Consider the following 24,602-nt stretch of genomic DNA (forward strand, 5'->3'; position numbering starts at 1 on the left):
CTGCCGCGGAGCGGGTCACCGACCTGCCGTTCGGTCCACGACTCATGCCGGGCACGAACTCGCCCAGGTCGACATCGCCCGCCTCAAAGCACCGCTGGACTCACCGCGGTCGAAGGACTTCGTGGACGCGCTCGACCCGGTGAACGCGGCGGAGGGCTTCGTCTGGCGGTTGCAGAGCGAGTCGGGCAACGCGACGGACGTGCCGTTCTTCGGCGACGACTGGCTGATCGTCAACCTGACGGTGTGGCGGGACGCGAACACCCTGACGGGTCTGGTGGGTCCCGGCGGGCCACCGCCCCACGGTCGCGGAGGCGGAGTCGCGCCTGCTGCACCTGCGGACGCACGGCCCGACGCCGTACGCCTTCACGCTGCGCACGTCGTTCCCGGCGGGGGCGACGGAGCCGGTGACGGGCGAGGTGCCGGAGGGGCTGGGCTGCTCGGTCCAGTGACCCGGCCGCCCGGCCGGAAGACCTGAGCCCCCCATTACTGCCCCCACTGCCGCCCCTACTGGTGCCCCCGCCGCTTTACCCACGGTCAACAAGTCCCGCGCAGGGGATTGACGAGCTTGCTGACGCGCAGTCTCATAAGACGAGCGAGTGACCGCGGGTAACACAACGAGGTGGGACAGCCATGACGACCCTGACGGAAGCCGACGCGCTCGACGGCCTGCGCGACGCGCTCGGGCTGCTCAAGGACCGGGAGCAGGTGGCCGAACGGCTGCTCGCCTCTTCCGCCAAGCACTCCTTCGACCCGGACAAGGAGCTCGACTGGGACGCGCCCTTCGAGGAGGGCAAGTGGTTCTGGCCGCCGGAGCTGGTGTCGCTGTACGACACCCCGATGTGGCGGCGGATGAGCGAGGAGCAGCGGATCCTGCTCTCCCAGCACGAGGCCGCGGCGCTCGCCTCGCTCGGCATCTGGTTCGAGCTGATCCTCATGCAGCTGCTGGTGCGGCACGTCTACGACAAGTCGGCGACCAGCGCCCACGTGCGCTACGCGCTCACCGAGATCGAGGACGAGTGCCGGCACTCGAAGATGTTCGCCCGGCTGATATCCCGCGGCCAGACCCCGTGGTACCCGGTGAGCCCGCTCCACCAGAACCTGGGGCGCCTGTTCAAGACGATCTCCACCACGCCCGGCTCCTTCACCGCCACCCTGCTCGGCGAGGAGGTCCTGGACTGGATGCAGCGGCTGACCTTCCCCGACGAGCGGATCCAGCCGCTGATCCGGGGCGTCACGCGCATCCACGTGGTGGAGGAGGCCCGCCACGTCCGGTACGCCCGTGAGGAGCTGCGCCGCCAGATGGTGACGGCACCGAAGTGGTCGCAGGAGTTCACCCGGGTCACCTCCGGCGAGTTCGCCCGCGTCTTCTCGGTCGCCTTCGTCAACCCCGAGGTCTACACGAACGTCGGCCTGGACAAGCGCGAGGCGATGGCCCAGGTCAAGGCCAGCGGCCACCGCCGGGACATCATGCAGACCGGCGCGAAGCGCCTCACGGACTTCCTGGACGACATCGGCGTACTGCGGGGTGTCGGCCGCCGGCTGTGGCGGGCGTCGGGACTGCTGGCGTAGTGGGGCCGGTCCGGCCGGCTCACACGGGTGGCCGCGGCGGCGTGCGGGTTACCCTGCGCTCCATGACCCCGCAGGCCCCCACCCCCGCCTACCGCCGCCTCAGCGTCGAGGAGCGCCGCGTCCAGCTTCTCCACGCGGCGCTCACCCTCTTCGCGCACCGGCCGCCGGAGGAGGTCTCCCTGGACGACGTGGCGGAGCAGGCCGGGGTCTCGCGCCCCCTGGTGTACCGGTACTTCCCCGGCGGGAAGCAGCAGCTGTACGAGGCCGCGCTCGGGTCGGCCGCAGACGAACTGCGGCTGTGCTTCGACGAGCCCCGCGAGGGCCCCCTGCCGGCCCGGCTGTCCCGCGCCCTGGACCGCTATCTCGCCTTCGTCGACCAGCACGACACCGGCTTCAGCGCGCTGCTGCGGGGCGGCAGCGTGGCCGAGACCTCGCGGACCTCGTCCATCGTGGACGGCGTGCGCCGGGCCGCCGCCGAGCACATCCTGAGCCACCTGGAGGTCGCCGGGCCCGGTCCGCGGCTGCGGATGACGGTCCGGATGTGGATCACGGCGGTGGAGGCGTCCTCGTTGATCTGGCTGGACGAGGGAAAGCGGCCGCCCGTGGACGAGCTGCGGGACTGGCTCGTGGAGCAGTTCCTGGCCATGCTGGCGGTCACCGCCCGCCGCGACCCGCAGACCGGGGCGCTGGTCGAGGCGCTGGCGGCGGATGTCTGACACTGGTGCCGTGAAGAGCGAAGACACCCCCTTCGAGGGCGGCCCCATGGACGGGCGGGTGCTGCCCGTGCTGGTCGGGATGACCGGGCACCCGCCGAAGACCTACCGCATCCCCGTGCCGGACCCGTCCGGCGGGCCCTCGACCGTGCTCGTCTACCGCCGCGTCCCCCGCGAACGGGGCCGGGCCGGGTTCGCCCGCTGGAAGTACGCCTACGACCCCACGGGCCGCAAGGGCTCCGGCCGGAAGTGGCCCTGGTCCAAGCCGGACGCCACGCCGGGTGGCAAGCCGGACGACGCCGACGGGTGACCCGATTGCGCCGAACCGCGCACACTCGGCGCGCGGAGCACCACCACACGTCACATGCTCGCCGTGCGGAGCGGACGAGCCGCCCCGCAACGGAGGTGATGACGTGTCAGGAAGGCTTCTGCGTCTGGTGTGTACGGCGGCGGTGGCGGCCGGGATGGTCCTCGCGCCCCTGCCCGCCGCGGCCGTACCCGAGCCCGGCGGGGCCGGCGACGACCGGTCCGTGGCCGGACTGCTGACGGACCTTCAGGGGCTTTACCGGGAGGCGGAGAAGGCCACCGAGACCTACAACGCCACCGAGGAGCGGCTGGCGAAGCAGCGCGCCGAGGTGAGGCGGCTGGACGCCGAGCTGGCCCGGACCCGGCTGTCCCTGCGCGACAGCCGCGGCGCTGCCGGACGGCTCGCCCGGCAGCAGTACCAGAACAGCAGCAGCCTCTCCCCCTATCTGCGACTCCTGCTCGCCCGCGACCCGCAGCACGCCCTCGACCAGGGGCGCGTGATCGGGCGGCTGGCCCGGGAGCGGGCCGAGACGGTGGGCCGCCTGACCGACGACGAGAAGAAGGCCGACGAGCTGGCCCGGCGGGCACGCGGGGCCATGGACCGGCAACTCGCCCTGGCGCGGCGGCAGCAGCAGGACCAGCACGCCGTACGGGACCGGCTGCACGCCGTCGAGGAGCTGCTCGCCTCGCTCACCCCCCGGAAACTGGCCGCGCTGGCGGAGTTCGAGAGGACCGGGATCGCCGAGGCGCAGAAACGGTTCGTGGCGTCCGGAGCGCTCGGTGAGGACGCCAGACCGTCGGCGAACGGCGAGCGGGCGGTGCGCTTCGCGGTGGAGCAGCTCGGAAAGCCGTACGAGTGGGGCGCGGAGGGCCCGGCGTCCTACGACTGCTCGGGCCTGACCTCCGTCGCCTGGCAGCGGGCCGGGACGCCGATCCCACGGACCAGCCAGGAGCAGTGGGCGCGGCTCGAGCACATCCCGCTCGCCGAGCTGCGCCCCGGTGACCTGGTCGTCTACTTCCCCGAGGCCACCCATGTGGCGCTGTACCTCGGCGGGGGCATGGTCGTCCAGGCGCCGCGTCCCGGCGCCGAGGTCAAGGTGTCGCCGATCGCGGCCAACCCGGTGCTGGGCGCCGTACGGCCCGACCCCGGCGGGGAGCCCCTGCGGCGGTACACGCCGCCGAAGCTCCCCCGGGGCGCGACGGACGGGGCCCACGAGGGGTACGCCGCCGCCTACGCTCCGGCCGCTCCGGAGACCTCCATCAGGTAGCCCTCGGTCTTCGCGGGGTCGTAGAAGAAGTTCTCGAAGTCGGCCGGGTCGTCGAAGCCGTTGGCGAAGCGGTCGGCGACCGGCTGGAGCCGGCCGGCGGCGCCGATCAGGTTCAGGACGTGCTCCGGCGGCGGGGCGAGCATCGCGTTCGTCCACTTGGTGACGTGCCGGGCCGTCTCCCAGTACCGGTCGAAGGTCTGCTGCATCCAGGCCTCGTCGAACTCCTTCTCGCCCTGCTCCAGGATCGAGGCGAGGTAGGAGGCGGCGCACTTGGAGGCGGAGTTGGAGCCCTGGCCGGTGATCGGGTCGTTGGCGACGACCACGTCGGCGACGCCGAGGACCGTGCCGCCGCCGGGGAGGCGGCCGATCGGGTTGCGGACGGTGGGCGCGTAGCGGCCGGCGAGGGTGCCGCCGGCGTCGGTCAGTTCGACCTTGGTGGCCCGCGCGTACTCCCAGGGGAGGAACTTCTCCATGAGTTCCAGGGTCAGGGAGAGGTGCTCCGAGGGGTCCTTGACGTCCTTGAAGGCGTCCAGCGGGCCGCCGGGTATGCCCTCCCAGAACAGGATGTCGGCGCGGCCCGAGGTGGTGAGGGTCGGCATGACGAACATCTCGCCGACGCCGGGCACCAGGTTGCAGCGGACGGCCTCGGTCTCCGGGTGCTCCGGGCGCGGGTCCAGGCCGTGGACGTAGGCGACGGCGAGGGCCCGCTGCGGCTCGCCGTACGGGGAGCGGGAGGCGTCGCGGCCGAACATCCGGACCAGCTCGCCCTTGCCCGCGGAGACGAGGACGAGGTCGTAGGCGCGGGAGAAGTAGTCCAGGTCGCCGACGGCCGCGCCGTGGATGACGAGCTGGCCGCCGCGCTGTGCGAAGGTCTCCATCCAGCCGGCCATCTTCACCCGCTGGTCCACCGACTGCGCGATGCCGTCGAACCGGCCCAGCCAGTCGATCGCCCGCTGCGAGGGCCCGGGGTCGAAGGAGCCGGGGGCCGCCACCGAGACTCCGAGTCCTTCGATCTTCGGGGCCTGGGACTCCCAGAAGTTCAGCTGGAGATCGCGCTCGTGCTGGAGTGCCGTGTGGAACATGCACTGCGTCGACATGACCCGGCCGGTGCGGATCTCGTCCGCGGTCCGGTTGGACATCAGGGTGACCTCGTAGCCGTGCGCCTGCAGGCCGAGGGCGAGTTGGAGACCGGACTGGCCGGCCCCGACGACGAGTATCTTCCGCATGCGGTGTTCCGTCTCCTACTCGGGGGTTTCGTCGAGCGCGTGGCCCACGAGGGACAAGAGGGTCTCGATGGCCGAGATCCGGCGGCGCGCATCCATGATCATTACAGGTATGTGCCCCGGGATCGTCAACGCCTCCCGCACGTCCTCCGCCTCGAACAGCTCGCTGCCGTCGAAGTGGTTCACCGCGACGACGTAGGGCAGTCCGCAGCTCTCGAAGTAGTCGAGGGCCGGGAAGCAGTCCGTCAGGCGGCGGGTGTCGGCCATCACGACCGCGCCGATCGCGCCGCGCACCAGGTCGTCCCACATGAACCAGAACCGCTGCTGGCCCGGCGTGCCGAACAGGTAGAGCACCAGGTCGTCGTCGAGCGTGATGCGGCCGAAGTCCATGGCCACGGTGGTGGTGAGCTTGTCCGGGGTGGCGGTGAGGTCGTCGGTCTCCTCGCTCGCCTCGGTCATCAGCGCCTCGGTCTGCAGGGGCGTGATCTCCGAGACGGCGGTGACCAGCGTGGTCTTGCCGACGCCGAACCCGCCCGCGACCACGATCTTCGTGGCGACGGGCGCGCGGGTGCGGTCCGTCTGCCAGGGCCGCACGGGCTCGTCGGGGTCGACGAGCGGGGGGACGCCGTAGGCGGCGACGTCAGAGACGACGGAGTCCACTGAGCACCCTTTCGAGCAGAGCGCGGTCCGGGCGGCCCGTGCCGTGGCCGGTTCCGGTGCCGTACACGCGGATCTTTCCCTGGTCCGCCAGGTCGCTGAGGAGCACGCGGACCACGCCGAGCGGCATCTTCAGCAGCGCGGCGATCTCGGCCACCGTACGCATACGGCGGCACAGTTCGACGATGGCCCGCATCTCCGGCATCACGCGGGAGGTGAGGCCGCCGTTCGTCAGTTCCTTGCGCTCCTCGGCTGCTTCGAGCGCGGCGGTGCCGGCGGTGGCGCCGACGAACGTCTCGACGAGCAGGACGTGCCCGAAGCGGGTGCGGCCGCCGGTGAGCGAGTACGGGCGTACGCGGGCGGGCTTGCGGTCGGCGCCGCGTACGGGGAGGCTCTTCGCGGGTTTCCTGGGGCTGCTCATCGGGCGCCCTCCGCCGACTCGGACTCCAGGGATTTCCGCAGCTCGCTGCGGAGTTCGGGGGTCAGGACGTGGCCTGCGCGGCCGACGAACAGCGCCATGTGGTACGCGATGACGCTCATGTCGCAGTCCGCGGAGCCGTGCACGCCGAGCAGCGAGCCGTCGCTGATCGACATGACGAACAGGCTGCCCTCGTCCATGGTGACCATCGTGTGCTTCACGCCGCCGAAGTCCATCAGCCGGGCCGCGCCGACGGTCAGGCTGCCCACGCCGGAGACGACGGTGGCGAGGTCGGCGGCGGATCCGCGCGGTCCCGTGCGGCGCACCGCCTGGGCCTCGCGGGCCGCGTCGTTGCTCGCCTGGTCGGAGGAGAGCAGCAGCAGCCCGTCGGAGGAGACCACCGCGACCGAGAGGATGCCGGGCACCTCCTCGACCAGGTTGGTCAGCAGCCAGTGGAGATTGCGGGCTTCACTGCTGAGTCCGAAGGTACTGGGAGCGGTCAACTGCTTGCCTCCTCGACAGTGCCCCCCGTGGCTTCTTCGGTTGTCCCTGCCGGCGCGGACGGCGCCTCGTGCGGTGCCGTCCGGTCGGCGATCTCCGCCTCGACGTCGCGGCGGCCGGCCTCCGCCCCCCGGCGGAATCCCCCCAGGCGCCGGCGGAGTGCCTCGGCGTCGACGGAACCCGTCGTGCGCGGTCGCGGTACCGAGGTGGGAGTGGCGAGCTTCGGGGTCCGCTTGGGCAGACCCTTGTCGGTGACGGTTCCGGTCGGCTCGCTCTCCCCGCTCCGCGTCGCGTCCTCGTCCGGCGTGCGGTCGTGGGCGTCGGGGCCGATGGCGTAGGCGTCGGCGGCGCGGGGTGCGGGGGGCTCGGGTGCGGTGAGTTCCTGCGGGGCGGGCTCCGGCGTGGACTGCTCCGCTCCCGGTACGGGTGCGGGTGCCTGGGTCGGCAGCAGGAGGGCCATCGTGCTGTCGTCCGGGAGGTCCCGGCCGGGGGCGTTCCCGGCCTCGGGGGCCTCCGACTCCTGGGCGGGCTCCTGCCCGGGCTCCTGCGCGGGCTCAGGGGCGGGCTCCTGCGCGGGCTCAGGGGCGGGCTCCAGGTCTGCGTCCAGGTCCGCCTTCTGCGCCTCTTCCGGCTCCGGGGCCGACTCCGCGCTCACCGCCGTGCCCACCGCGTCCGGCGCAGCCGGCGTGTCCACCGCGTCCGCCGCGTCGGTCTCCGCGCGCCGTACGGCCTGTTCCGCCGAGGCCACCAGCGGGTCCGCGTCCTGCTGCCGGCCGTTCTCCGCGCGGCCGTGCAGGACGTTGGAGTTGGCCTCGGCGTCGGCGCCCGGCAGGGAGAAGGACCCGGTGCCCTCGGACATCGGCGCGGTCGGGGCGAGGGCGGCCGGCGGGGCCGCCGCGAGCAGCGTGCTCGGAAGGACCACGACGGCCGCGACACCGCCCTGCTTCTGCTCCCGCAGCCGTACGCGCGCGGCGTGCCGGTGGGCGAGGCGGGCCACCACGTACAGGCCGAGCCCGAGACCGTCCTCGCCCTCCTGGTCGTAGGGCGCCTCCGGGTCGAAGTCGGTGAGGCGGGCGTTGAGCCGCTGGAGCCGCTCGGTGGCCATGCCGATGCCCTCGTCCTGGACGGAGAGCATCACCTCGCCGCTCTCCAGCAGCCAGCCGGAGACCTCGACGGGCAGGTCCGGCGGCGAGAAGGAGGTGGCGTTCTCCATCAGCTCGGCGAGCAGGTGGGAGAGGTCGTCGGCCGCGAACCCGGCGACGTGGGCGTGCGGCGGCAGTGCGGCGATGCGCACCCGCTCGTACCGCTCGATCTCGCTGACCGCGGCCCGGACCACGTCGACCAGCGGCACCGGTCCGGTGCTGTGCTGGATGTGCTCGGTGCCCGCGAGGACGAGGAGGTTCTCGCTGTGCCGGCGCATGACGGTGGCGAAGTGGTCGAGCTTGAACAGGGTGGCGAGGCGCTCCGGGTCCTGCTCGCGCTCCTCCAGGCTCTCGATGACCGCGAGTTGCCGTTCGACCAGGCCGAGGGTGCGCAGGGCGAGGTTGACGAAGGTGGAGCCGATGCTCTTGCGCATCACGTCCAGCTGGGCGGCGGACTCGGCGAGTTCGGCGCGCAGTTCCTCGCGGGCGTCGGCCATCTTCTGCCGCTGGCCGACGAGGTGCTTGCGGTCGGCCTCCAGCGTGGCGACCCGCTCGGCGAGCGTCGCGGCGTGCGCGTGCAGGGCGTTGACGGAGCGGACGACCTGGGCGAACTCGTCGTTGCGGCCGGTGAAGACCACGGGCTCCTGGGCCGTCGGGTCGTCCGCGTCGGCGAGCCGGGCCGAGCCGCGGCGCAGCACCGAGAGCGGGCGGGTGAGGGTGCGGGCCATGGCGGTGGCGATGCCGACGGCGAGCAGGATCAGGGCGCCGAGGGCGGCGATCCGGATCTCCAGGGCGGTGACGTCGTCGTCGCGCAGCCGCTCCAGGGACTTGATGCGCTTGTCGTAGAGCGCGGACTCGGCGCCGCGCATCGCGTCGACACGGGCGGAGAGCGCGGCCTCCAGCCGCTTGGTGCTGGTGCCGAGGTCGCTGTCGGAGAGCGTCGGCTCGTCCGTGAGGCCGGCGAGGTACTTCTCGGCGGAGTCGACCTCGGGACCGGTGACCGTGGAGTCGAAGCTGTCCCGTGCCTCCTTGGGCGCGCCCTCGCGGAAGTCGGCGAGGGCGGCGTCGGAGCGCACCCTGGCCTGCTGGGCGGCGGCGGAGAGCGCGTCGCGCTGCTCGGCATCGGCGTCCGAGGAGGTGCGGGACTCGGTCGGCAGGCCGGTGACCGGGTCGAAGACGATCTCGGTGCTGCTCGGCACGCCGAGGGCCGCGAGCAGCAGGCCGCGGGTGGCGGCGGCCTGCTGGACGGCGGTGTCCAGTTCGGCGAGGGCGTAGGCACCGGCGCCCGCGCGGGGCGGCATCCGCTCGGCCAGCTCCTCGGCCAGGGCGTGGAGTTCGGTGATCGCCTCCGAGTAGGCCTCGTGGGCTTCCAGGGCGGTGCTCTTGCCGGTGAGGGCGGCCCGGCGCAGCGTCGCGACGGCGTCGAGGTCCTCGCGCAGGGAGGCGGGCGTGTCGGTGTCGGCGCGCAGCTCCTCCACCTGCCGGTCGACGCGGGCGCTGCGCTGCTCGGACGGTGCCTTGGACCTGGGGCGGCCGGCGGCGATGTACGGGGTGACCTCGTCCCGTTCGTCGGCGAGGGAGTGAGCGAGGGTCAGCGCACCCTGGGCCTGCTCGGCGAGCGTCACCAGTTCCTGGGAGTCGTGCAGTTGCCCGGAGGCGGCGACGACGGAGGGTGCCCCGGCGCCGGCGATGGCGACGGCCACGACCGCCACGGCGACGATCAGACGGTTCCGTACGTGGGTGGGGCGGCCCTTGCCGACGGGAGCCGCCGACGGCGCCGGGGTGGAGATGCCGGGGGTCCGCTCCGCGTTCCCCTCGGGGGCCGTCTGCTTGCCTGTCCGACGAGGCCGCGTCTTCTGCACCGGTGCTCGCATTCCTCACTCGTGTACCCGGGGGCCCGGGTGGCGCTCCGTCAACTGGCCGGTCGGCGCACGCGCCCTGCGCCAAGCTCTGGGCTGCTCCCCCGCCGTCGACCGCACAGCGGGCGGGGAGGCCGCGAGAGCAGGGCAGGCCCCCGACCGGTTCCCGACCTTCCCAGTGCCGATGGCCGGTGGGCGCGCATCATCCGACCCGCCACCCGAAGGAGTGAACCCCGGACGGGAGTTGGGGAGCAAGTTCCCGTGGCGCGCGCGACGGGCCTGTGCGGCGCGCCGGTTGGACGTCCGCGACGGGCGGTGGCACTATGTGCCGCCACGCGTCACCGGAGTGCGGAATTCCAGCCCAAATCCGGCGCCTGACCTGCACCGCCGCGTCGATTCCGGTCATCATGCAGGCTATTTGCGGGCGCCGTGAAGGGGTCGTGCAGACTGGCTGGATGCGCACGGAACTCGTCTCGGAACCTGGCCTGGCCGACCACCCCAACGAGGACTTCGCGAGCGTCGGACTACCGGCCTCGGGGCAGGGTGGTTCACTCGTCGTGCTGGACGGTGTGACACCGCCCCGGAGCGCGACGGGTTGTCTGCATTCCGTGCCCTGGTTCACGGCGCGCCTCGGTGGAGCCCTGACCGAACTGACCGTTTCACTCCCGGATGTTCCCCTCGCCGAAGCCCTGTCCCGCGCCATCGCTCGTACCTCGGCCGCACACGCGGAAACCTGTGACCTTTCTCACCCGCGCACACCGCAGGCCACCGTGGTCCTGGCGCGGTGGTCCCCCTCCGCCGTCGAGTACCTGGTCCTGTCCGACTCGGCCCTGCTGGTGGAGGCCCCGGACGGCACGGTCACGGCCGTCCTGGACGACCGGCTGGCCCGGCTGCCCCGCTCGGCCCTCAGCACGGACGCGCTGGTCGACGCCACCCTCCGCAACAAGGAGGGCGGCTTTTTCACGGCCGCGGCCGACCCGGCGGTGACCGCGCGGGCGGTGACGGGAACGCTGCCGCGCACCGAGGTGAGGGCGCTCGCGGCGCTGACGGACGGGGCCGCGCGGTGGGTGGAGAAGTTCCGGGAGGGCGGCTGGGCGGACTGCCTCACGCTGGTGCGCAAGGAGGGCGCGCAGGCCCTGGTGGACCGGGTGCGGGAGCTGGAACGCGCGGACGCGGCGGGGACCCGGTCGTTCCTCGGCCGCAGCAAGACGCACGACGACGCGACGGTGGTCTACGCGGAGCTCTGAGCCCGTCGGACGTGGCTCACTTCTCCATCCCCCGGTTCAGTTCGTGCAGCAGCCGGGCCAGCTCCGTCACCTCGCGCGGGTTCCAGTCGGCCAGCCGGCGGGCGTAGCGGGCGCGGCGGGCCTCCCGTACCCGGCCGACGCGTTCCTGGCCCTCCGGGGTCAGGGTGATCAGCCAGGCCCGGCCGTCGGCCGGGTCGGGCTCACGGGCGACGAGGCCGAGTTGCTCCAGGGCGCGCAACTGGCGGGACATGGTCGCCTTGCCGACGCCGATGTAGGCGGCGAGTTCCGTGGCCCGCTGCCCGCCGCACTCGCCGAGCCGCACGAGAAGGCCGTACGCGGACGACTCCAGGTCGGGGTGGACCTCCCGGGCCATCTCCCCCTGGTTGGCCCGGGCCCGCCGGAGCAGAACCGTCAACTCCCGCTCCAGAGCCAGGAACTCCGGTTGGTTCACACCACTCCCGGACACGTCGGATTCGACTCCGCGACCGTCGCCGTTCCCGTCTTCGTGCACGTCAGTCCCTGCCTCGGTTTTACCGTTCCTGAAAGTTTCCGCCAGGGGCCGCCATCGCCCCAGCTCGGCAAGTATTTCGCAGGCGTAGACCATCGGCGGTTCCCCGCCCTCTTCCCAGCCGCCGTTCTACGTGCGTAGCGTCTTCCTCGGACCCTGAATGGCATGCCCACGCCAGGCCAGGGTTCTCCCCACCCACGCATCCCCCACCGAGCACCACCGAGCCATCGGAGGCACGTCATGCTCGTGCACAGATCCGGATCGGCCCGCGGGCGGCGCCTCGCCGTCTCCGGGATCCTGCTCGCCGCGTTCTCCCTCGTGTTCACCCTCCCCGCCCACTCCTCCTCGGCCGCCGACATCCCGCCCCGCGGCTCCGCCCACATGGGCATGGGAGTCGTGGAGCACGACGGACGGGGCGGCACGCCCGTCCCGGGCGACGCCACCCAGACGGAGGGCGTCGACGTCTCCAGCCACCAGGGCAACGTCGCCTGGTCGACCCTGTGGAACAGCGGGGTCAAGTGGGCCTACGTCAAGGCCACCGAGGGGACGTACTACACGAACCCCTACTTCGCCCAGCAGTACAACGGCTCGTACAACGTCGGCATGATCCGCGGCTCCTACCACTTCGCCACCCCGGACACGACCAGCGGCGCCGCCCAGGCCAACTACTTCGTCGACCACGGCGGCGGCTGGTCCCGCGACGGCAAGACACTGCCGGGCGCGCTGGACATCGAGTGGAACCCGTACGGGGCCGCCTGCTACGGCAAGACGCAGAGCCAGATGGTCTCCTGGATCCGCGACTTCCTGAACACCTACAAGTCGCGCACCGGCCGTGACGCCGTGATCTACACGGCCACCAGCTGGTGGACCCAGTGCACCGGCAACTACGGCGGCTTCGCCGCGTACAACCCGCTGTGGATCGCCCGCTACGCCTCGACGGTGGGCACCCTGCCGGCCGGCTGGGGGTACTACACGATGTGGCAGTACACCTCGTCCGGCCCGACGGTCGGCGACCACAACAAGTTCAACGGCGCCCTCGACCGCGTCCAGGCGCTCGCCAACGGCTGACCCGCACAGGGCGAGGCCCGGATCCCCCCGGCGCGTTCCAGGGGACCCGGGCCTCACCCCTCCCGGTACGCGTCCGTCACGCCGCGACCGGAACCTCCGGCCGCGCACCGCTCGTCGCCGGTGCGAGCGCCAGCTCCAGGACCTGGCGGACGTCGGTGACGGCGTGGACGTCCAGCTTGTCCAGCACCTCCGCCGGGACGTCGTCCAGGTCGGGCTCGTTGCGCTTGGGGATGATCACCGTGGTGACACCCGCCCGGTGCGCCGCGAGCAGCTTCTGCTTGACCCCGCCGATCGGCAGCACGCGGCCGGTCAGCGACACCTCGCCGGTCATCGCCACGTCCGTGCGGACCAGCCGGCCGGAGAGCAGCGACGCCAGCGCCGTCGTCATCGTGATGCCGGCGCTGGGGCCGTCCTTGGGGACCGCGCCCGCCGGGAAGTGGATGTGCACGCCCCGGTCCTTCAGGTCGGCCACCGGCAGCTCCAGCTCGGCGCCGCGGCTGCGCAGGAAGCTCAGCGCGATCTGCGCCGACTCCTTCATCACGTCGCCCAGCTGACCGGTCAGGGTCAGGCCCGCCGCGCCCGTCTCCGGGTCGGCGAGGGACGCCTCCACGTACAGGACGTCGCCGCCCGCGCCGGTGACCGCGAGGCCCGTGGCCACGCCCGGCACCGAGGTGCGCCGCTCGGCCGGGTCCTGGGCGGACTCGGGCACGTGGTGCGGCCGGCCGATCAGGTCGCGCAGGTCGGCGTCGGAGACGGTGAACGGCAGCTCCCGCTCGCCCAGCTCGTGCTGGGCCGCCACCTTGCGCAGCAGTCGGGCGATGGACCGCTCCAGGGTGCGCACGCCCGCCTCGCGCGTGTACTCGCCGGCCAGCTTGCGCAGCGCGCCCTCGTCGATCGTGACCTCGTCCTCGTCCAGGCCGGCCCGCTCCAGCTGGCGCGGGAGCAGGTGGTCGCGGGCGATGACGACCTTCTCGTCCTCGGTGTAGCCGTCGAGGCGGACCAGCTCCATGCGGTCGAGCAGGGCCTCCGGGATGGACTCCAGGACGTTGGCGGTGGCCAGGAAGACGACGTCGGACAGGTCGAGCTCGACCTCCAGGTAGTGGTCCCGGAAGGTGTGGTTCTGGGCCGGGTCGAGGACCTCCAGCAGGGCCGCGGCCGGGTCGCCCCGGAAGTCGGAGCCCACCTTGTCGATCTCGTCGAGGAGGACGACCGGGTTCATCGAGCCCGCCTCCTTGACCGCGCGGACGATCCGGCCGGGCAGCGCGCCGACGTACGTGCGCCGGTGGCCGCGGATCTCGGCCTCGTCGCGGACGCCGCCGAGGGCGACGCGGACGAACTTGCGGCCCATCGCGTGGGCGACGGACTCGCCCAGGCTGGTCTTGCCGACACCGGGCGGGCCCACCAGCGCCAGGACGGCGCCGCCGCGCCGCCCGCCGACGACGCCGAGGCCCCGGTCGCTGCGCCGCTTGCGCACCGCCAGGTACTCGGTGATCCGCTCCTTGACGTCCTGAAGGCCCGCGTGCTCGGCGTCCAGGACGGACTGGGCGCCCTGGATGTCGTAGGCGTCCTCGGTGCGGACGTTCCACGGGAGTTCGAGGACGGTGTCGAGCCAGGTGCGGATCCAGGAGCCCTCGGGCGACTGGTCGGAGGACCGCTCCAGCTTGTCGACCTCCTTGAGCGCGGCCTCACGGACCTTCTCCGGCAGGTCGGCGGCCTCGACACGGGCGCGGTAGTCGTCCGACTCCTCACCCTCCTGCTCGCCGTTGAGTTCCCGCAGCTCCTTGCGCACGGCTTCGAGCTGACGGCGCAGCAGGAACTCCCGCTGCTGCTTGTCGACGCCCTCCTGGACGTCCTTGGCGATGGTCTCGGCGACGTCCTGCTCGGCGAGGTGGTCGCGCAGGTGCTGGGTGGCGAGCTTCAGGCGGGCGACCGGGTCGGCGGTCTCCAGCAGCTCGACCTTCTGCTCGGTGGTGAGGAAGGGCGAGTAGCCGGAGTTGTCGGCGAGCGCGGAGACGTCCTCGATGGCCTGGACGCGGTCCACGACCTGCCAGGCGCCGCGCTTGCGCAGCCAGGCGGTGGCGAGCGCCTTGTACTCCTTGACAAGTGCGTCGACCTGCCCGGGCAGCGGCTCGGGCAGGGTCTCGTCGATCCGTGTCCCCTCGACCCACAGCGCGGCGCCGGGGCCGGTGGTGCCGGCGCCGATCCGCACACGGTCCCGGCCGCGGATCAGTGCCCCCGGGTCGCCGCCGGCCAGCCTGCCGACCTGCTCGACCGTGCCGAGGACGCCGGTGGCGGCGTGGGTGCCGTCGATGCGTGGGACGAGGAGCACCCGGGGTTTGCCGGACTCGGACCTCGCGGCGGCCTGGGCGGCCTCCACCGCGGCTCGTACCTCGGTGTCGCTCAGGTCCAGGGGGACGACCATTCCGGGCAGGACCACTTCGTCGTCGAGCGGCAGCACGGGCAGGGTGAGCGGTGTGTAGGCGGCGGACTCAGCAGCCATGATCTCCCCTTAGGCAGTCAAGTTGAGTTACATCGACTCAATGAAAGGGAGTCCCTGATTGTTCCCCAAGAGGTGTTCGCTCTGAGCGATCAAGGGCCGGGACCGCCCCGTCCCCTTGTCCGGGACCCCGTCGCACTCTCCCCAGGAGCACCGCCCAACGGCCCGGCATTCCCTGCCAGGATGGGCCGATGCCCATCACTTCCCACGACTCGTACGACATCCCCGAGGTGCTGGACCGTCGCGAGGGCCCGCACGGCGAGGTCGTCCTGCGCCGGCACGGGGCGCTGCTCCAGATCATCGCGAACGGCTGCTTCCTGATGGACACCTCCGACGGGCGCTCGGAGCGGCGCCTGGTCGACGCGGCGGCCGAGGCGCTCGACGCCCGCGGCGGGCGGGCCGCACCGCACCTGCTCATCGGCGGGCTCGGTGTCGGCTTCTCGCTCGCACACGCGGCAACCGACCCCCGCTGGGGCCGGATCGCGGTCGTCGAACGCGAGCGCGCCGTCATCGACTGGCACCGCGACGGGCCGCTGGCCGCGCTGTCCGCCGAGGCTCTGGCCGATCCGCGCGCGCGGATCGTGGAAGCGGACCTGGTGACGTACGTCAATGAGACTTCCGACACGTACGACGCGCTCTGTCTCGACATCGACAACGGCCCCGGCTGGACCGTCACCGAGGGCAACGACGGACTGTACGCACCGGCCGGACTGGCGGGCTGCGCACGGGTGTTGAGGCCGGGCGGGGTACTTGCCGTATGGTCCGCACAGCCCTCTCCGGAATTCGAAGAAACCTTGCGTAATGCCGGGTTCCAGCAGGTGCGTACCGAAGAGATCCCCGTTGCCCGGGGCGTTCCGGACGTCGTCCACATCGGCGTCGGGCCTGGATAGCAAAGGCGCCGTGACTCCCCGTACGCTGCTGACCTGACGCGGTCATTCAAGCGTCAATCGCAGTCATGCGCAGACGAGGAATCACCCCACTGATTCCGGTAAGCACACCTCAGGGGCGGGCGATGGAGCAGACACAGACCTCCCACAACGGCACGGGGACGGCCACCCAGGGCGCACAGCGCCGGGTGCTGGTGGTCGAGGACGACCAGACGATCGTGGACGCCATCGCGACCCGCCTGCGCGCCGAGGGGTTCCTGGTGCAAACGGCGGGCGACGGGCCGGCCGCCGTCGACACGGCCGAGGCCTGGCAGCCCGACCTGCTGATCCTCGACATCATGCTGCCCGGCTTCGACGGCCTGGAGGTCTGCCGCCGCGTGCAGGCCCAGCGTCCGGTGCCGGTGCTGATGCTCACCGCGCGCGACGACGAGACGGACATGCTGGTCGGACTCGGCGTGGGCGCCGACGACTACATGACCAAGCCCTTCTCGATGCGTGAGCTGGCCGCGCGGGTCCACGTCCTGCTGCGCCGGGTGGAGCGGGCCGTCGTGGCCGCCTCGACGCCGCGCAGCGGCATCCTGCGCCTCGGCGAGCTGGAGATCGACCACGCGCAGCGCCGGGTGCGGGTGGGCAGCGAGGACGTCCACCTCACCCCCACCGAGTTCGACCTCCTGGTGTGCCTGGCGAACACCCCGCGCGCGGTGCTCTCCCGCGAGCAGCTGCTGGCCGAGGTGTGGGACTGGGCGGACGCCTCCGGCACCCGGACCGTCGACAGCCACATCAAGGCGCTGCGCAGGAAGATCGGCGCCGAGCGCATCCGCACGGTGCACGGCGTGGGCTACGCGCTGGAGACGCCGACGCCATGAGCGGGGGACGGGAGGCCGCACGGAGGAGCCCCGGTCCTCGGAACACCGGGGAGCCCTGGGGCGGCGTACGCCCGTTCTCGATCAAGACCAAGCTGGGTGCGCTGGTCGTCACGTCGGTGCTGATCACCACCGGGCTGTCGGTGATAGCGGTGCACACCAAGACGGAGCTGCGCTTCATCACGGTCTTCTCGATGATCGCCACGCTGCTGATCACGCAGTTCGTGGCCCACTCGCTGACCGCGCCGCTGGACGAGATGAACGCCGTGGCCCGGTCCATCTCGCACGGCGACTACACGCGCCGGGTGCGCGAGAACCGCCGCGACGAGCTGGGCGACCTGGCCGTCACCATCAACCGCATGGCGGACGACCTGGAGGCCCAGGACCTCCAGCGCAAGGAGCTGGTGGCGAACGTCTCGCACGAGCTGCGCACCCCCATCGCGGGCCTGCGCGCGGTGCTGGAGAACATCGTCGACGGGGTCACCGAGGCCGACCCGGAGACCATGCGCACGGCCCTCGGGCAGACCGAGCGGCTCGGCCGGCTGGTGGAGACGCTGCTGGACCTCTCCCGCCTGGACAACGGCGTCATACCGCTGCGCAAGCGGCGCTTCGAGGTGTGGCCGTACCTCTCGGGCGTGCTGAAGGAGGCCAACATGGTCGCCTCGGCACGCGCGGGCATCGCCTCCGGCTCCGGCAGTCACACCCGCACCGACGTCCACCTGGCCCTCGACGTCTTCCCGGCGGACCTGACGGCGCACGCGGACCCCGAGCGCATCCACCAGGTGGTCGCCAACCTCATCGACAACGCGGTCAAGCACAGCCCGCCGCACGGCCGGGTGACGGTCAGGGCGCGCCGCGGGGAACTGCCCGAGTCCCTCGAACTGGAGGTCCTCGACGAGGGTCCGGGCATTCCGCGGTCGGAGTGGCGCCGGGTCTTCGAGCGGTTCAACCGGGGTTCGGTCTCCCGGCCGCACGGTCCGGGCAGCGACGGCGGCACCGGGCTCGGCCTGGCGATCGCGCGCTGGGCGGTGGATCTGCACGGCGGCCGGATCGGTGTGGCCGAATCCGAGCGGGGCTGCCGCATCCGCATCACTCTTCCGGGCCTGCCGTCGGCGTCGAGTTGACGTAGGGTTCGAAGCGGAGCGCCAAGATCCACTGGCATCCGCGCTGGCGGACACGTGTGATCAGGCACAGGCCCGCGTTTTCTTCGCGCCGGGTCACGGTCTCCCCTTCCCGCGCGCAACGGAACCTCGCTTGTTTCCCGCCATTTCCAGCGCCGAAACACGGCCTGCAGTGTGACTTACGCGACGATGAACGAGCCCGGCCTGACCTTCCGGGTCCGGGAGGCGTAGCCTTGATTCCCGCTGTCCACCATCTTGTGAAGCGGAAGAGGGCGGTTCTCGCCGTGTCGCCACAGTCCCCCAGTAACTCGAGCATCTCGACCGACACCGACCAAGCGGGCAAGAACCCCGCTGCCGCGTTCGGTGCCAATGAGTGGCTCGTCGACGAGATCTATCAGCAGTACCTCCAGGACCCGAACTCCGTGGACCGAGCCTGGTGGGACTTCTTCGCCGACTACAAGCCCGGGGCGCCCGCCGCCCAGGCCGCCCCCGGTGCCACGGGCACGGACACCGCCGGCGCCCCGCAGGCCGCGCCGGCACCGGCGCCCCAGGCGCAGGCTGCCGCCCCGGCGCAGGCCCCGGCGGCCCCCCAGCCGGCCGCCCCCGCGAAGCCGGCGGCACAGCCCCCGGCCGCTGCGGCCCCTGCAGCTCCCGCGGCACCCGCGGCTCCCGCACCGCAGCCCGCCGCGCCCAAGCCCGCCGCCAAGCCGCAGGCGAAGGCCGCCGCGCCCGCCAAGGACGCCACCGCCGCCCCCGAGGGGCCCGAGCTGGTGACCCTGCGCGGCCCCGCCGCCGCGGTCGCGAAGAACATGAACGCCTCGCTGGAGCTGCCCACGGCCACGTCCGTGCGCGCGGTCCCGGTGAAGCTGCTGTTCGACAACCGCATCGTCATCAACAACCACCTCAAGCGCGCCCGGGGCGGGAAGATCTCCTTCACGCACCTGATCGGCTACGCGATGGTGCAGGCCATCAAGGCCATGCCGGCGATGAACCACTCGTTCGGCGAGAAGGACGGCAAGCCGACGCTCGTCAAGCCGGCGCACGTCAACCTCGGCCTCGCCATCGACCTGGTCAAGCCCAACGGCGACCGCCAGCTGGTCGTCGCGGCGATCAAGAAGGCCGAGACCATGAACTTCTTCGAGTTCTGGCAGGCCTACGAGGACATCGTCCGCCGCGCCCGCGAGGGCAAGCTGACGATGGACGACTTCACCGGCGTCACGGTCTCCCTGACCAACCCCGGCGGCCTCGGCACCGTCCACTCGGTGCCGCGTCTGATGCCCGGCCAGTCGGTCATCATGGGCGTCGGCTCCATGGACTATCCGGCGGAGTTCCAGGGCACCAGCCAGGACACCCTGAACAAGCTCGGCATCTCGAAGGTCATGACGCTCACGTCGACCTACGACCACCGGGTCATCCAGGGCGCCGCCTCCGGCGAGTTCCTGCGCCAGGTCGCCAACCTGCTCCTGGGTGAGAACGGCTTCTACGACGACATCTTCAAGGCGCTGCGCATCCCCTACGAGCCGGTCCGCTGGCTCAAGGACATCGACGCCTCGCACGACGACGACGTCACCAAGGCCGCCCGCGTCTTCGAGCTGATCCACTCCTACCGGGTCCGCGGCCACGTCATGGCCGACACCGACCCGCTGGAGTACCAGCAGCGCAAGCACCCCGACCTGGACATCACCGAGCACGGGCTCACCCTGTGGGACCTGGAGCGCGAGTTCGCGGTCGGCGGTTTCGCCGGCAAGTCCCTGATGAAGCTGCGCGACATCCTCGGCGTGCTGCGCGACTCGTACTGCCGCACCACCGGCGTCGAGTTCATGCACATCCAGGACCCGAAGCAGCGCAAGTGGATCCAGGACCGCATCGAGCGCTCGCACACCAAGCCGGAGCGCGAGGAGCAGCTGCGCATCCTGCGCCGGCTGAACGCGGCGGAGGCCTTCGAGACCTTCCTGCAGACCAAGTACGTCGGCCAGAAGCGCTTCTCCCTGGAGGGCGGCGAGTCCGTCATCCCGCTGCTGGACGCGGTCATCGACTCGGCGGCCGAGTCCCGCCTGGACGAGGTCGTCATCGGCATGGCCCACCGCGGCCGGCTGAACGTGCTGGCCAACGTCGTCGGCAAGTCGTACGCGCAGATCTTCCGCGAGTTCGAGGGCAACCTCGACCCGAAGTCGATGCACGGCTCCGGTGACGTGAAGTACCACCTGGGCGCCGAGGGCACCTTCACCGGCCTGGACGGCGAGCAGATCAAGGTCTCGCTGGTCGCCAACCCCTCGCACCTGGAGGCGGTCGACCCGGTCCTGGAGGGCGTCGCCCGCGCCAAGCAGGACATCATCAACAAGGGCGGCACGGACTTCACCGTCCTGCCGGTGGCGATCCACGGCGACGCGGCCTTCGCGGGCCAGGGCGTGGTGGCCGAGACCCTGAACATGTCCCAGCTGCGCGGTTACCGCACCGGCGGCACGGTCCACGTCGTCATCAACAACCAGGTCGGCTTCACCGCGGCCCCCGAGTCCTCGCGTTCCTCCATGTACGCGACGGACGTGGCCCGCATGATCGAGGCCCCGATCTTCCACGTGAACGGCGACGACCCGGAGGCCGTGGTCCGCGTCGCGCGGCTCGCCTTCGAGTTCCGTCAGGCGTTCAACAAGGACGTGGTGATCGACCTCATCTGCTACCGCCGCCGCGGTCACAACGAGTCGGACAACCCGGCCTTCACCCAGCCGCTGATGTACGACCTGATCGACAAGAAGCGCTCGGTGCGCAAGCTGTACACCGAGTCCCTCATCGGTCGCGGCGACATCACCCTGGAAGAGGCCGAGCAGGCGCTGCAGGACTACCAGGGCCAGCTGGAGAAGGTCTTCACCGAGGTCCGCGAGGCCGTCTCCCAGCCGACCGCCGCCGAGCCCTCGGACCCGCAGGCCGAGTTCCCGGTGGCCGTGAACACCGCGGTCAGCGCCGAGACCGTCAAGCGGATCGCCGAGTCCCAGGTCAACATCCCCGACCACGTCACCATCCACCCGCGTCTGCTGCCGCAGCTGCAGCGCCGCGCGGCGATGGTCGAGGACGGCACGATCGACTGGGGCATGGGCGAGACCCTCGCCGTCGGCTCCCTCCTCCTGGAGGGCGTCCCGGTCCGCCTGGCGGGCCAGGACTCGCAGCGCGGCACCTTCGGCCAGCGCCACGCGGTCGTCATCGACCGCGAGACGGGCGACGAGTTCACGCCGCTGCTGTACCTGTCCGAGGACCAGGCCCGGTACAACGTCTACAACTCCCTGCTCTCCGAGTACGCGGCCATGGGCTTCGAGTACGGCTACTCGCTGGCCCGCCCGGACGCGCTGGTGATGTGGGAGGCGCAGTTCGGCGACTTCGTCAACGGCGCGCAGACGGTCGTGGACGAGTTCATCTCGTCGGCCGAGCAGAAGTGGAGCCAGACCTCCGGCGTGACCCTCCTCCTGCCGCACGGCTACGAGGGCCAGGGCCCGGACCACTCCTCGGCCCGCCCGGAGCGCTTCCTCCAGCTCTGCGCGCAGAACAACATGACGGTCGCGATGCCGACCCTGCCGTCGAACTACTTCCACCTCCTGCGGTGGCAGGTGCACAACCCGCACCACAAGCCGCTGGTCGTCTTCACCCCGAAGTCGATGCTGCGCCTGAAGGCCGCGGCCTCGAAGGCGGAGGAGTTCACGACGGGCCAGTTCCGCCCGGTCATCGGCGACGAGTCGGTCGAGGCGGCCGCGGTCAGGAAGGTCGTCTTCTGCGCCGGCAAGGTCTACTACGACCTCGACGCCGAGCGGAAGAAGCGCGGCGTCACGGACACGGCGATCATCCGCATCGAGCGCCTGTACCCGCTGCCGGGTGCCGAGCTCCAGGCGGAGATCGCCAAGTACCCGAACGCCGAGAAGTACCTGTGGGCCCAGGAGGAGCCGGCGAACCAGGGTGCCTGGCCGTTCATCGCGCTCAACCTGATCGACCACCTGGACCTGGCGGTCGGCGCCGACGTCCCGCACGGCGAGCGCCTGCGCCGCATCTCGCGGCCGCACGGCTCGTCCCCGGCCGTCGGTTCCGCCAAGCGGCACCAGGCCGAGCAGGAGCAGCTGGTGCGTGAGGTGTTCGAGGCGTAAGCCCTCGATCCGGCCCCACGCGTGAGGGCCCGGTCACCGTACCGACGGTGACCGGGCCCTTCGGCGTTCCGTCCCGCACCCGGGGCCGTACGGGTCGGGTGCGGGCCGCGCCTATCCTGGGACCAGCGGTTCCGACGGAAACCGACCCCGTCCGAACCTGTCCCACCCTGTCCCACCCGGCCGACCCTTTCGACGGAGAGCACGTTGTACTTCACCGACCGCGGCATCGAGGAACTGGAGAAGCGGCGCGGCGAGGAGGAGGTCACCTTCGAGTGGCTCGCCGAGCAGCTGCGCACCTTCGTCGACCTGAACCCGGACTTCGAGGTGCCGGTGGAGCGGCTGGCGACGTGGCTGGCACGGATGGACGACGAGGACGACGAGTAAGCAGGTCCGCAGGCCGGAACCGGGGTACGCCGCAGCTCCGCGCGGAGTCGGGTACGCCGCGCCTGCGTGTGCCCTCAGGGCGCCGTGAGAGGCCGTACGCCCTGCATCACCAGAAGGGTTCCTTGACTTTCCGTAGCCGCGATATATCGTGAATAGCGGGGACGCGATATGGCGCGTTCGGTCGAGGAGGTCTGCACGATGTCCGAGTGGTCCGTCGCGGAACCCGGGAAGCTCACCTTCGACGAGTCCGTGAGCGAGCTCCACGTCCGCATCGTCAACGGAACGGTGAACGTGGTGGGCACGAACGAGCCCTCCGCCCGCCTGCAGGTCTCCGAGATCGAGGGACCACCCCTGATCGCGACCCACCAGGACGGCATACTCACGGTGGCCTACGAGGACCTGCCCTGGAAGGACTTCCTCAAGTGGCTCGACCACAGGGGCCGGCGCCGCAGGGCGGTGGTCTCCCTGACCGTGCCCTCGCACACGCGGGTGGAGGTCGGCGTGGTGAGCGCCGCGGCCGTGGTCTCCGGGATCGAGGGAAGCACCGAGGTGAAGGGCGTCTTTGGGGACACCGCACTGGTGAGCCTCGCGGGCCCGGTCCGCGCGCACACCGTCTCCGGGAACGTGGAGGCCCAGGCCCTCTCCGGCGACCTGCGCTTCAACTCCGTCTCCGGGGACCTGACGGTGGTGGAGGCGGGTTCCTCCGTGCGGGCCGAGTCGGTGAGCGGGTCGATGATCGTCGACCTGGACACGTCCGGCGGACCCACCGACATCGGCTGACCAGCGTCTCGGGCGAGATCGCCATCCGACTGCCCCAGCCGGCCGACGCGCAGGTGGAGGCGCACACGGCCGGCGGCACCGTCTCCAACGCCTTCGAGGACCTGCGGGTGACCGGCCAGTGGGGGGCCAAGCGGATCACCGGCCGGCTCGGCGCGGGCAACGGCAGGCTGAAGGCCACGACGGTCTCCGGCTCGATCGCTCTGCTGCGCCGTCCGACGGTGGAGGGCACGCCCGGCGACTCGGGGGACAATTCCGCTTCCGGCCCAGACCACGGCGCCACCGGCGCCCCGGCCGACGGCACGACCGACAAGAAGGTGCTCTGACATGCCTCCCGTCTTCGCCCACGGCCGTCTCCGCCTCTACCTCCTCAAGCTCCTGGACGAGGCCCCGCGCCACGGCTACGAGGTGATCCGGCTCCTCGAAGAACGCTTCCAGGGCCTGTACGCACCGTCGGCGGGCACGGTGTATCCGCGCCTGGCCAAGCTGGAGGCCGAGGGCCTGGTCACCCACACCACCGAGGGCGGCCGCAAGGTGTACGCCATCACCGACGCCGGCCGCGCCGAGCTGTCCGAACGCAGTGGCGAGCTGGCCGACCTGGAGCTGGAGATCCGGGAGTCGGTAGCCGAACTCGCCGCCGAGATCCGGGCCGACGTACGCGGCGCGGCGGGCGATCTGCGCCGGGAGATGCGGGCCGCGCTCGGCGCGGCCCGCCGGGACACCGGCTCCGGTGCGGACGGCGCGGGGGACGGGTCCGCCACCGACGCCGCGGACGCCGACGAGAAGGATGCCTGGCGCGCCGCCAAGGAGGAGATGCGGCGGGTCAAGCAGGAGTGGAAGGAGCAGGCCCGACGCGCCAAGGACGAGAGCCGCCGGGCCCGCGAGGAAGCCCAGCGGGCCCGGCGCCAGGCCAAGGAGGCGCAGGAACGGGCCTGGGCCCAGGCGCAGGAGGAGGTGCAGCGCATCACCCAGCGGGTCCAGGAGCAGATGCAGGACCACTTCCCGCGGGGCGACTGGCCGACGGGGCTGCGCGAGGGCCTGGGCGAACTGGCCAAGGGGGTCGGCGAGTTCGGGAAGGACTTCGGCAAGGAGTTCGGGAAGGACTGGGGTTTCGGCCGCACCGACCCGACCGCCCAGCGGACGGAGCGCCCCGCGCCCTCCGAGCGTCCTTCCTCCCCCGAGTACTCCGCCACCCCCGAAAACTTCCCGGCCGGTTACGTCCCGGCCTGGGCCCACGAGGACGCAGCGGACTCCACCGGCGACCCGGCCCGCGATCTGGACCGGCTGCTGGACCGTTTCCGGGACGACATCCGTGACGCGGCACGGGACCACGGCGTGACTCCCGACCAGCTCCGCGACGCCCGCCATCAGTTGTCGACGGCCGCGGCGCACATCGGCGTGATACTGCGCGCCCCGAAGGCCTGAGCCCCGGCCCGGCTCCCCCGGCCCCGGCGCCCCCGGCGCGCCGCC

Annotated in this window: 19 protein-coding genes and 2 pseudogenes; 14 read left to right on the forward strand and 7 right to left on the reverse strand. The window is 71.9% G+C overall.

Annotation, left to right across the window (positions count from 1 at the left end; genetic code table 11):
- The first annotated feature begins 73 nt into the window (after positions 1 to 73).
- The 5 genes and pseudogenes from RM812_RS15495 to RM812_RS15515 all read left to right on the forward strand — a co-directional run bounded on the left by RM812_RS15495 (position 74) and on the right by RM812_RS15515 (position 3,856).
- Positions 74 to 449: pseudogene (locus RM812_RS15495) on the forward strand (DUF3291 domain-containing protein).
- 181 nt (positions 450 to 630) lie between these two features.
- Positions 631 to 1,569 (forward strand): AurF N-oxygenase family protein, encoded by a 939-nt coding sequence (locus RM812_RS15500; protein WP_311573129.1) that lies wholly within the window; start codon positions 631 to 633, stop codon positions 1,567 to 1,569.
- 62 nt (positions 1,570 to 1,631) lie between these two features.
- Entirely contained in the window at positions 1,632 to 2,285 is a 654-nt protein-coding gene (locus RM812_RS15505) for a TetR/AcrR family transcriptional regulator (protein WP_311573130.1), read from the forward strand.
- Positions 2,286 to 2,295: 10 nt separating this feature from the next.
- The gene (locus tag RM812_RS15510; RefSeq protein WP_311573131.1) at positions 2,296 to 2,592 is read left to right on the forward strand and encodes a hypothetical protein; all 297 of its coding nucleotides are present in this window, start codon (positions 2,296 to 2,298) and stop codon (positions 2,590 to 2,592) included.
- 103 nt (positions 2,593 to 2,695) lie between these two features.
- Positions 2,696 to 3,856 carry a C40 family peptidase gene (locus RM812_RS15515; RefSeq protein WP_311573132.1) on the forward strand — a complete coding sequence of 387 codons (1,161 nt, stop codon included), beginning with the start codon at positions 2,696 to 2,698 and terminating at the stop codon, positions 3,854 to 3,856.
- Here RM812_RS15515 and RM812_RS15520 read toward each other — a convergent pair.
- From RM812_RS15520 to RM812_RS15540, 5 genes are read right to left on the reverse strand one after another with little or no spacing between them, the layout of a single operon-like run.
- Complete coding sequence (locus tag RM812_RS15520; protein WP_311573133.1) at positions 3,820 to 5,082, reverse strand: styrene monooxygenase/indole monooxygenase family protein; 1,263 nt, start codon at positions 5,080 to 5,082, stop codon at positions 3,820 to 3,822. The two genes, RM812_RS15515 and RM812_RS15520, sit on opposite strands and share 37 nt — an antisense overlap.
- 15 nt (positions 5,083 to 5,097) lie before the next feature.
- Positions 5,098 to 5,739: a GTP-binding protein gene (locus RM812_RS15525; protein ID WP_311573134.1), complete on the reverse strand. Its 642-nt coding sequence runs from the start codon at positions 5,737 to 5,739 to the stop codon at positions 5,098 to 5,100.
- Positions 5,720 to 6,157 (reverse strand): DUF742 domain-containing protein, encoded by a 438-nt coding sequence (locus tag RM812_RS15530; protein ID WP_311573135.1) that lies wholly within the window; start codon positions 6,155 to 6,157, stop codon positions 5,720 to 5,722. The genes RM812_RS15525 and RM812_RS15530 overlap by 20 nt, the downstream gene beginning before the upstream one ends.
- Positions 6,154 to 6,657 carry a roadblock/LC7 domain-containing protein gene (locus RM812_RS15535; RefSeq protein ID WP_311573136.1) on the reverse strand — a complete coding sequence of 168 codons (504 nt, stop codon included), beginning with the start codon at positions 6,655 to 6,657 and terminating at the stop codon, positions 6,154 to 6,156. The genes RM812_RS15530 and RM812_RS15535 overlap by 4 nt, the downstream gene beginning before the upstream one ends.
- Positions 6,654 to 9,671: a sensor histidine kinase gene (locus RM812_RS15540; RefSeq protein WP_311573137.1), complete on the reverse strand. Its 3,018-nt coding sequence runs from the start codon at positions 9,669 to 9,671 to the stop codon at positions 6,654 to 6,656. Before RM812_RS15540 ends, RM812_RS15535 begins: the two co-directional genes overlap by 4 nt.
- Before the next feature lie 440 nt (positions 9,672 to 10,111).
- Between RM812_RS15540 and RM812_RS15545 the strand changes: the two genes are divergently transcribed.
- Positions 10,112 to 10,903 (forward strand): protein phosphatase 2C domain-containing protein, encoded by a 792-nt coding sequence (locus RM812_RS15545; RefSeq protein WP_311573138.1) that lies wholly within the window; start codon positions 10,112 to 10,114, stop codon positions 10,901 to 10,903.
- Between the two features lie 16 nt (positions 10,904 to 10,919).
- Here the strand turns inward: RM812_RS15545 and RM812_RS15550 are convergent, their stop codons facing one another.
- Entirely contained in the window at positions 10,920 to 11,414 is a 495-nt protein-coding gene (locus tag RM812_RS15550) for a MarR family winged helix-turn-helix transcriptional regulator (protein WP_311573139.1), read from the reverse strand.
- 237 nt (positions 11,415 to 11,651) lie between these two features.
- Here RM812_RS15550 and RM812_RS15555 point away from each other — a divergent pair, with 237 nt between their 5' ends.
- Positions 11,652 to 12,479: a lysozyme gene (locus tag RM812_RS15555; RefSeq protein WP_311573140.1), complete on the forward strand. Its 828-nt coding sequence runs from the start codon at positions 11,652 to 11,654 to the stop codon at positions 12,477 to 12,479.
- Positions 12,480 to 12,555: 76 nt separating this feature from the next.
- On the opposite strand, the gene lon is transcribed toward RM812_RS15555, so the two are convergent.
- Complete coding sequence (gene lon / locus RM812_RS15560; protein ID WP_311573141.1) at positions 12,556 to 14,979, reverse strand: endopeptidase La; 2,424 nt, start codon at positions 14,977 to 14,979, stop codon at positions 12,556 to 12,558.
- Between the two features lie 188 nt (positions 14,980 to 15,167).
- On the opposite strand from lon, the gene RM812_RS15565 reads away from it, so the two are divergent.
- The 7 genes and pseudogenes from RM812_RS15565 (at position 15,168) to RM812_RS15595 (ending at position 24,557) form a co-directional block, all read left to right on the forward strand.
- A complete protein-coding gene (locus tag RM812_RS15565; protein WP_311573142.1) occupies positions 15,168 to 15,866 on the forward strand; it encodes a spermine/spermidine synthase domain-containing protein in 699 nt (232 codons plus the stop codon).
- A 122-nt stretch (positions 15,867 to 15,988) separates the two neighbouring features.
- Entirely contained in the window at positions 15,989 to 16,729 is a 741-nt protein-coding gene (locus tag RM812_RS15570) for a response regulator transcription factor (RefSeq protein ID WP_311573143.1), read from the forward strand.
- A complete protein-coding gene (locus tag RM812_RS15575; protein WP_311573144.1) occupies positions 16,726 to 17,850 on the forward strand; it encodes a sensor histidine kinase in 1,125 nt (374 codons plus the stop codon). Before RM812_RS15570 ends, RM812_RS15575 begins: the two co-directional genes overlap by 4 nt.
- Positions 17,851 to 18,131: 281 nt before the next feature.
- Positions 18,132 to 21,971: a multifunctional oxoglutarate decarboxylase/oxoglutarate dehydrogenase thiamine pyrophosphate-binding subunit/dihydrolipoyllysine-residue succinyltransferase subunit gene (locus tag RM812_RS15580; protein ID WP_311573145.1), complete on the forward strand. Its 3,840-nt coding sequence runs from the start codon at positions 18,132 to 18,134 to the stop codon at positions 21,969 to 21,971.
- A gap of 204 nt (positions 21,972 to 22,175) precedes the next feature.
- Positions 22,176 to 22,355 (forward strand): DUF6104 family protein, encoded by a 180-nt coding sequence (locus RM812_RS15585; RefSeq protein WP_311573146.1) that lies wholly within the window; start codon positions 22,176 to 22,178, stop codon positions 22,353 to 22,355.
- Between the two features lie 198 nt (positions 22,356 to 22,553).
- Positions 22,554 to 23,458: pseudogene (locus RM812_RS15590) on the forward strand (DUF4097 family beta strand repeat-containing protein).
- 1 nt (position 23,459) lies between these two features.
- The gene (locus RM812_RS15595) at positions 23,460 to 24,557 is read left to right on the forward strand and encodes a PadR family transcriptional regulator (protein WP_311573147.1); all 1,098 of its coding nucleotides are present in this window, start codon (positions 23,460 to 23,462) and stop codon (positions 24,555 to 24,557) included.
- The last annotated feature ends 45 nt before the right edge of the window (positions 24,558 to 24,602 follow it).

Source organism: Streptomyces lancefieldiae, assembly GCF_031845825.1.
Taxonomy (GTDB): Bacteria; Actinomycetota; Actinomycetes; order Streptomycetales; family Streptomycetaceae; genus Streptomyces; species Streptomyces lancefieldiae.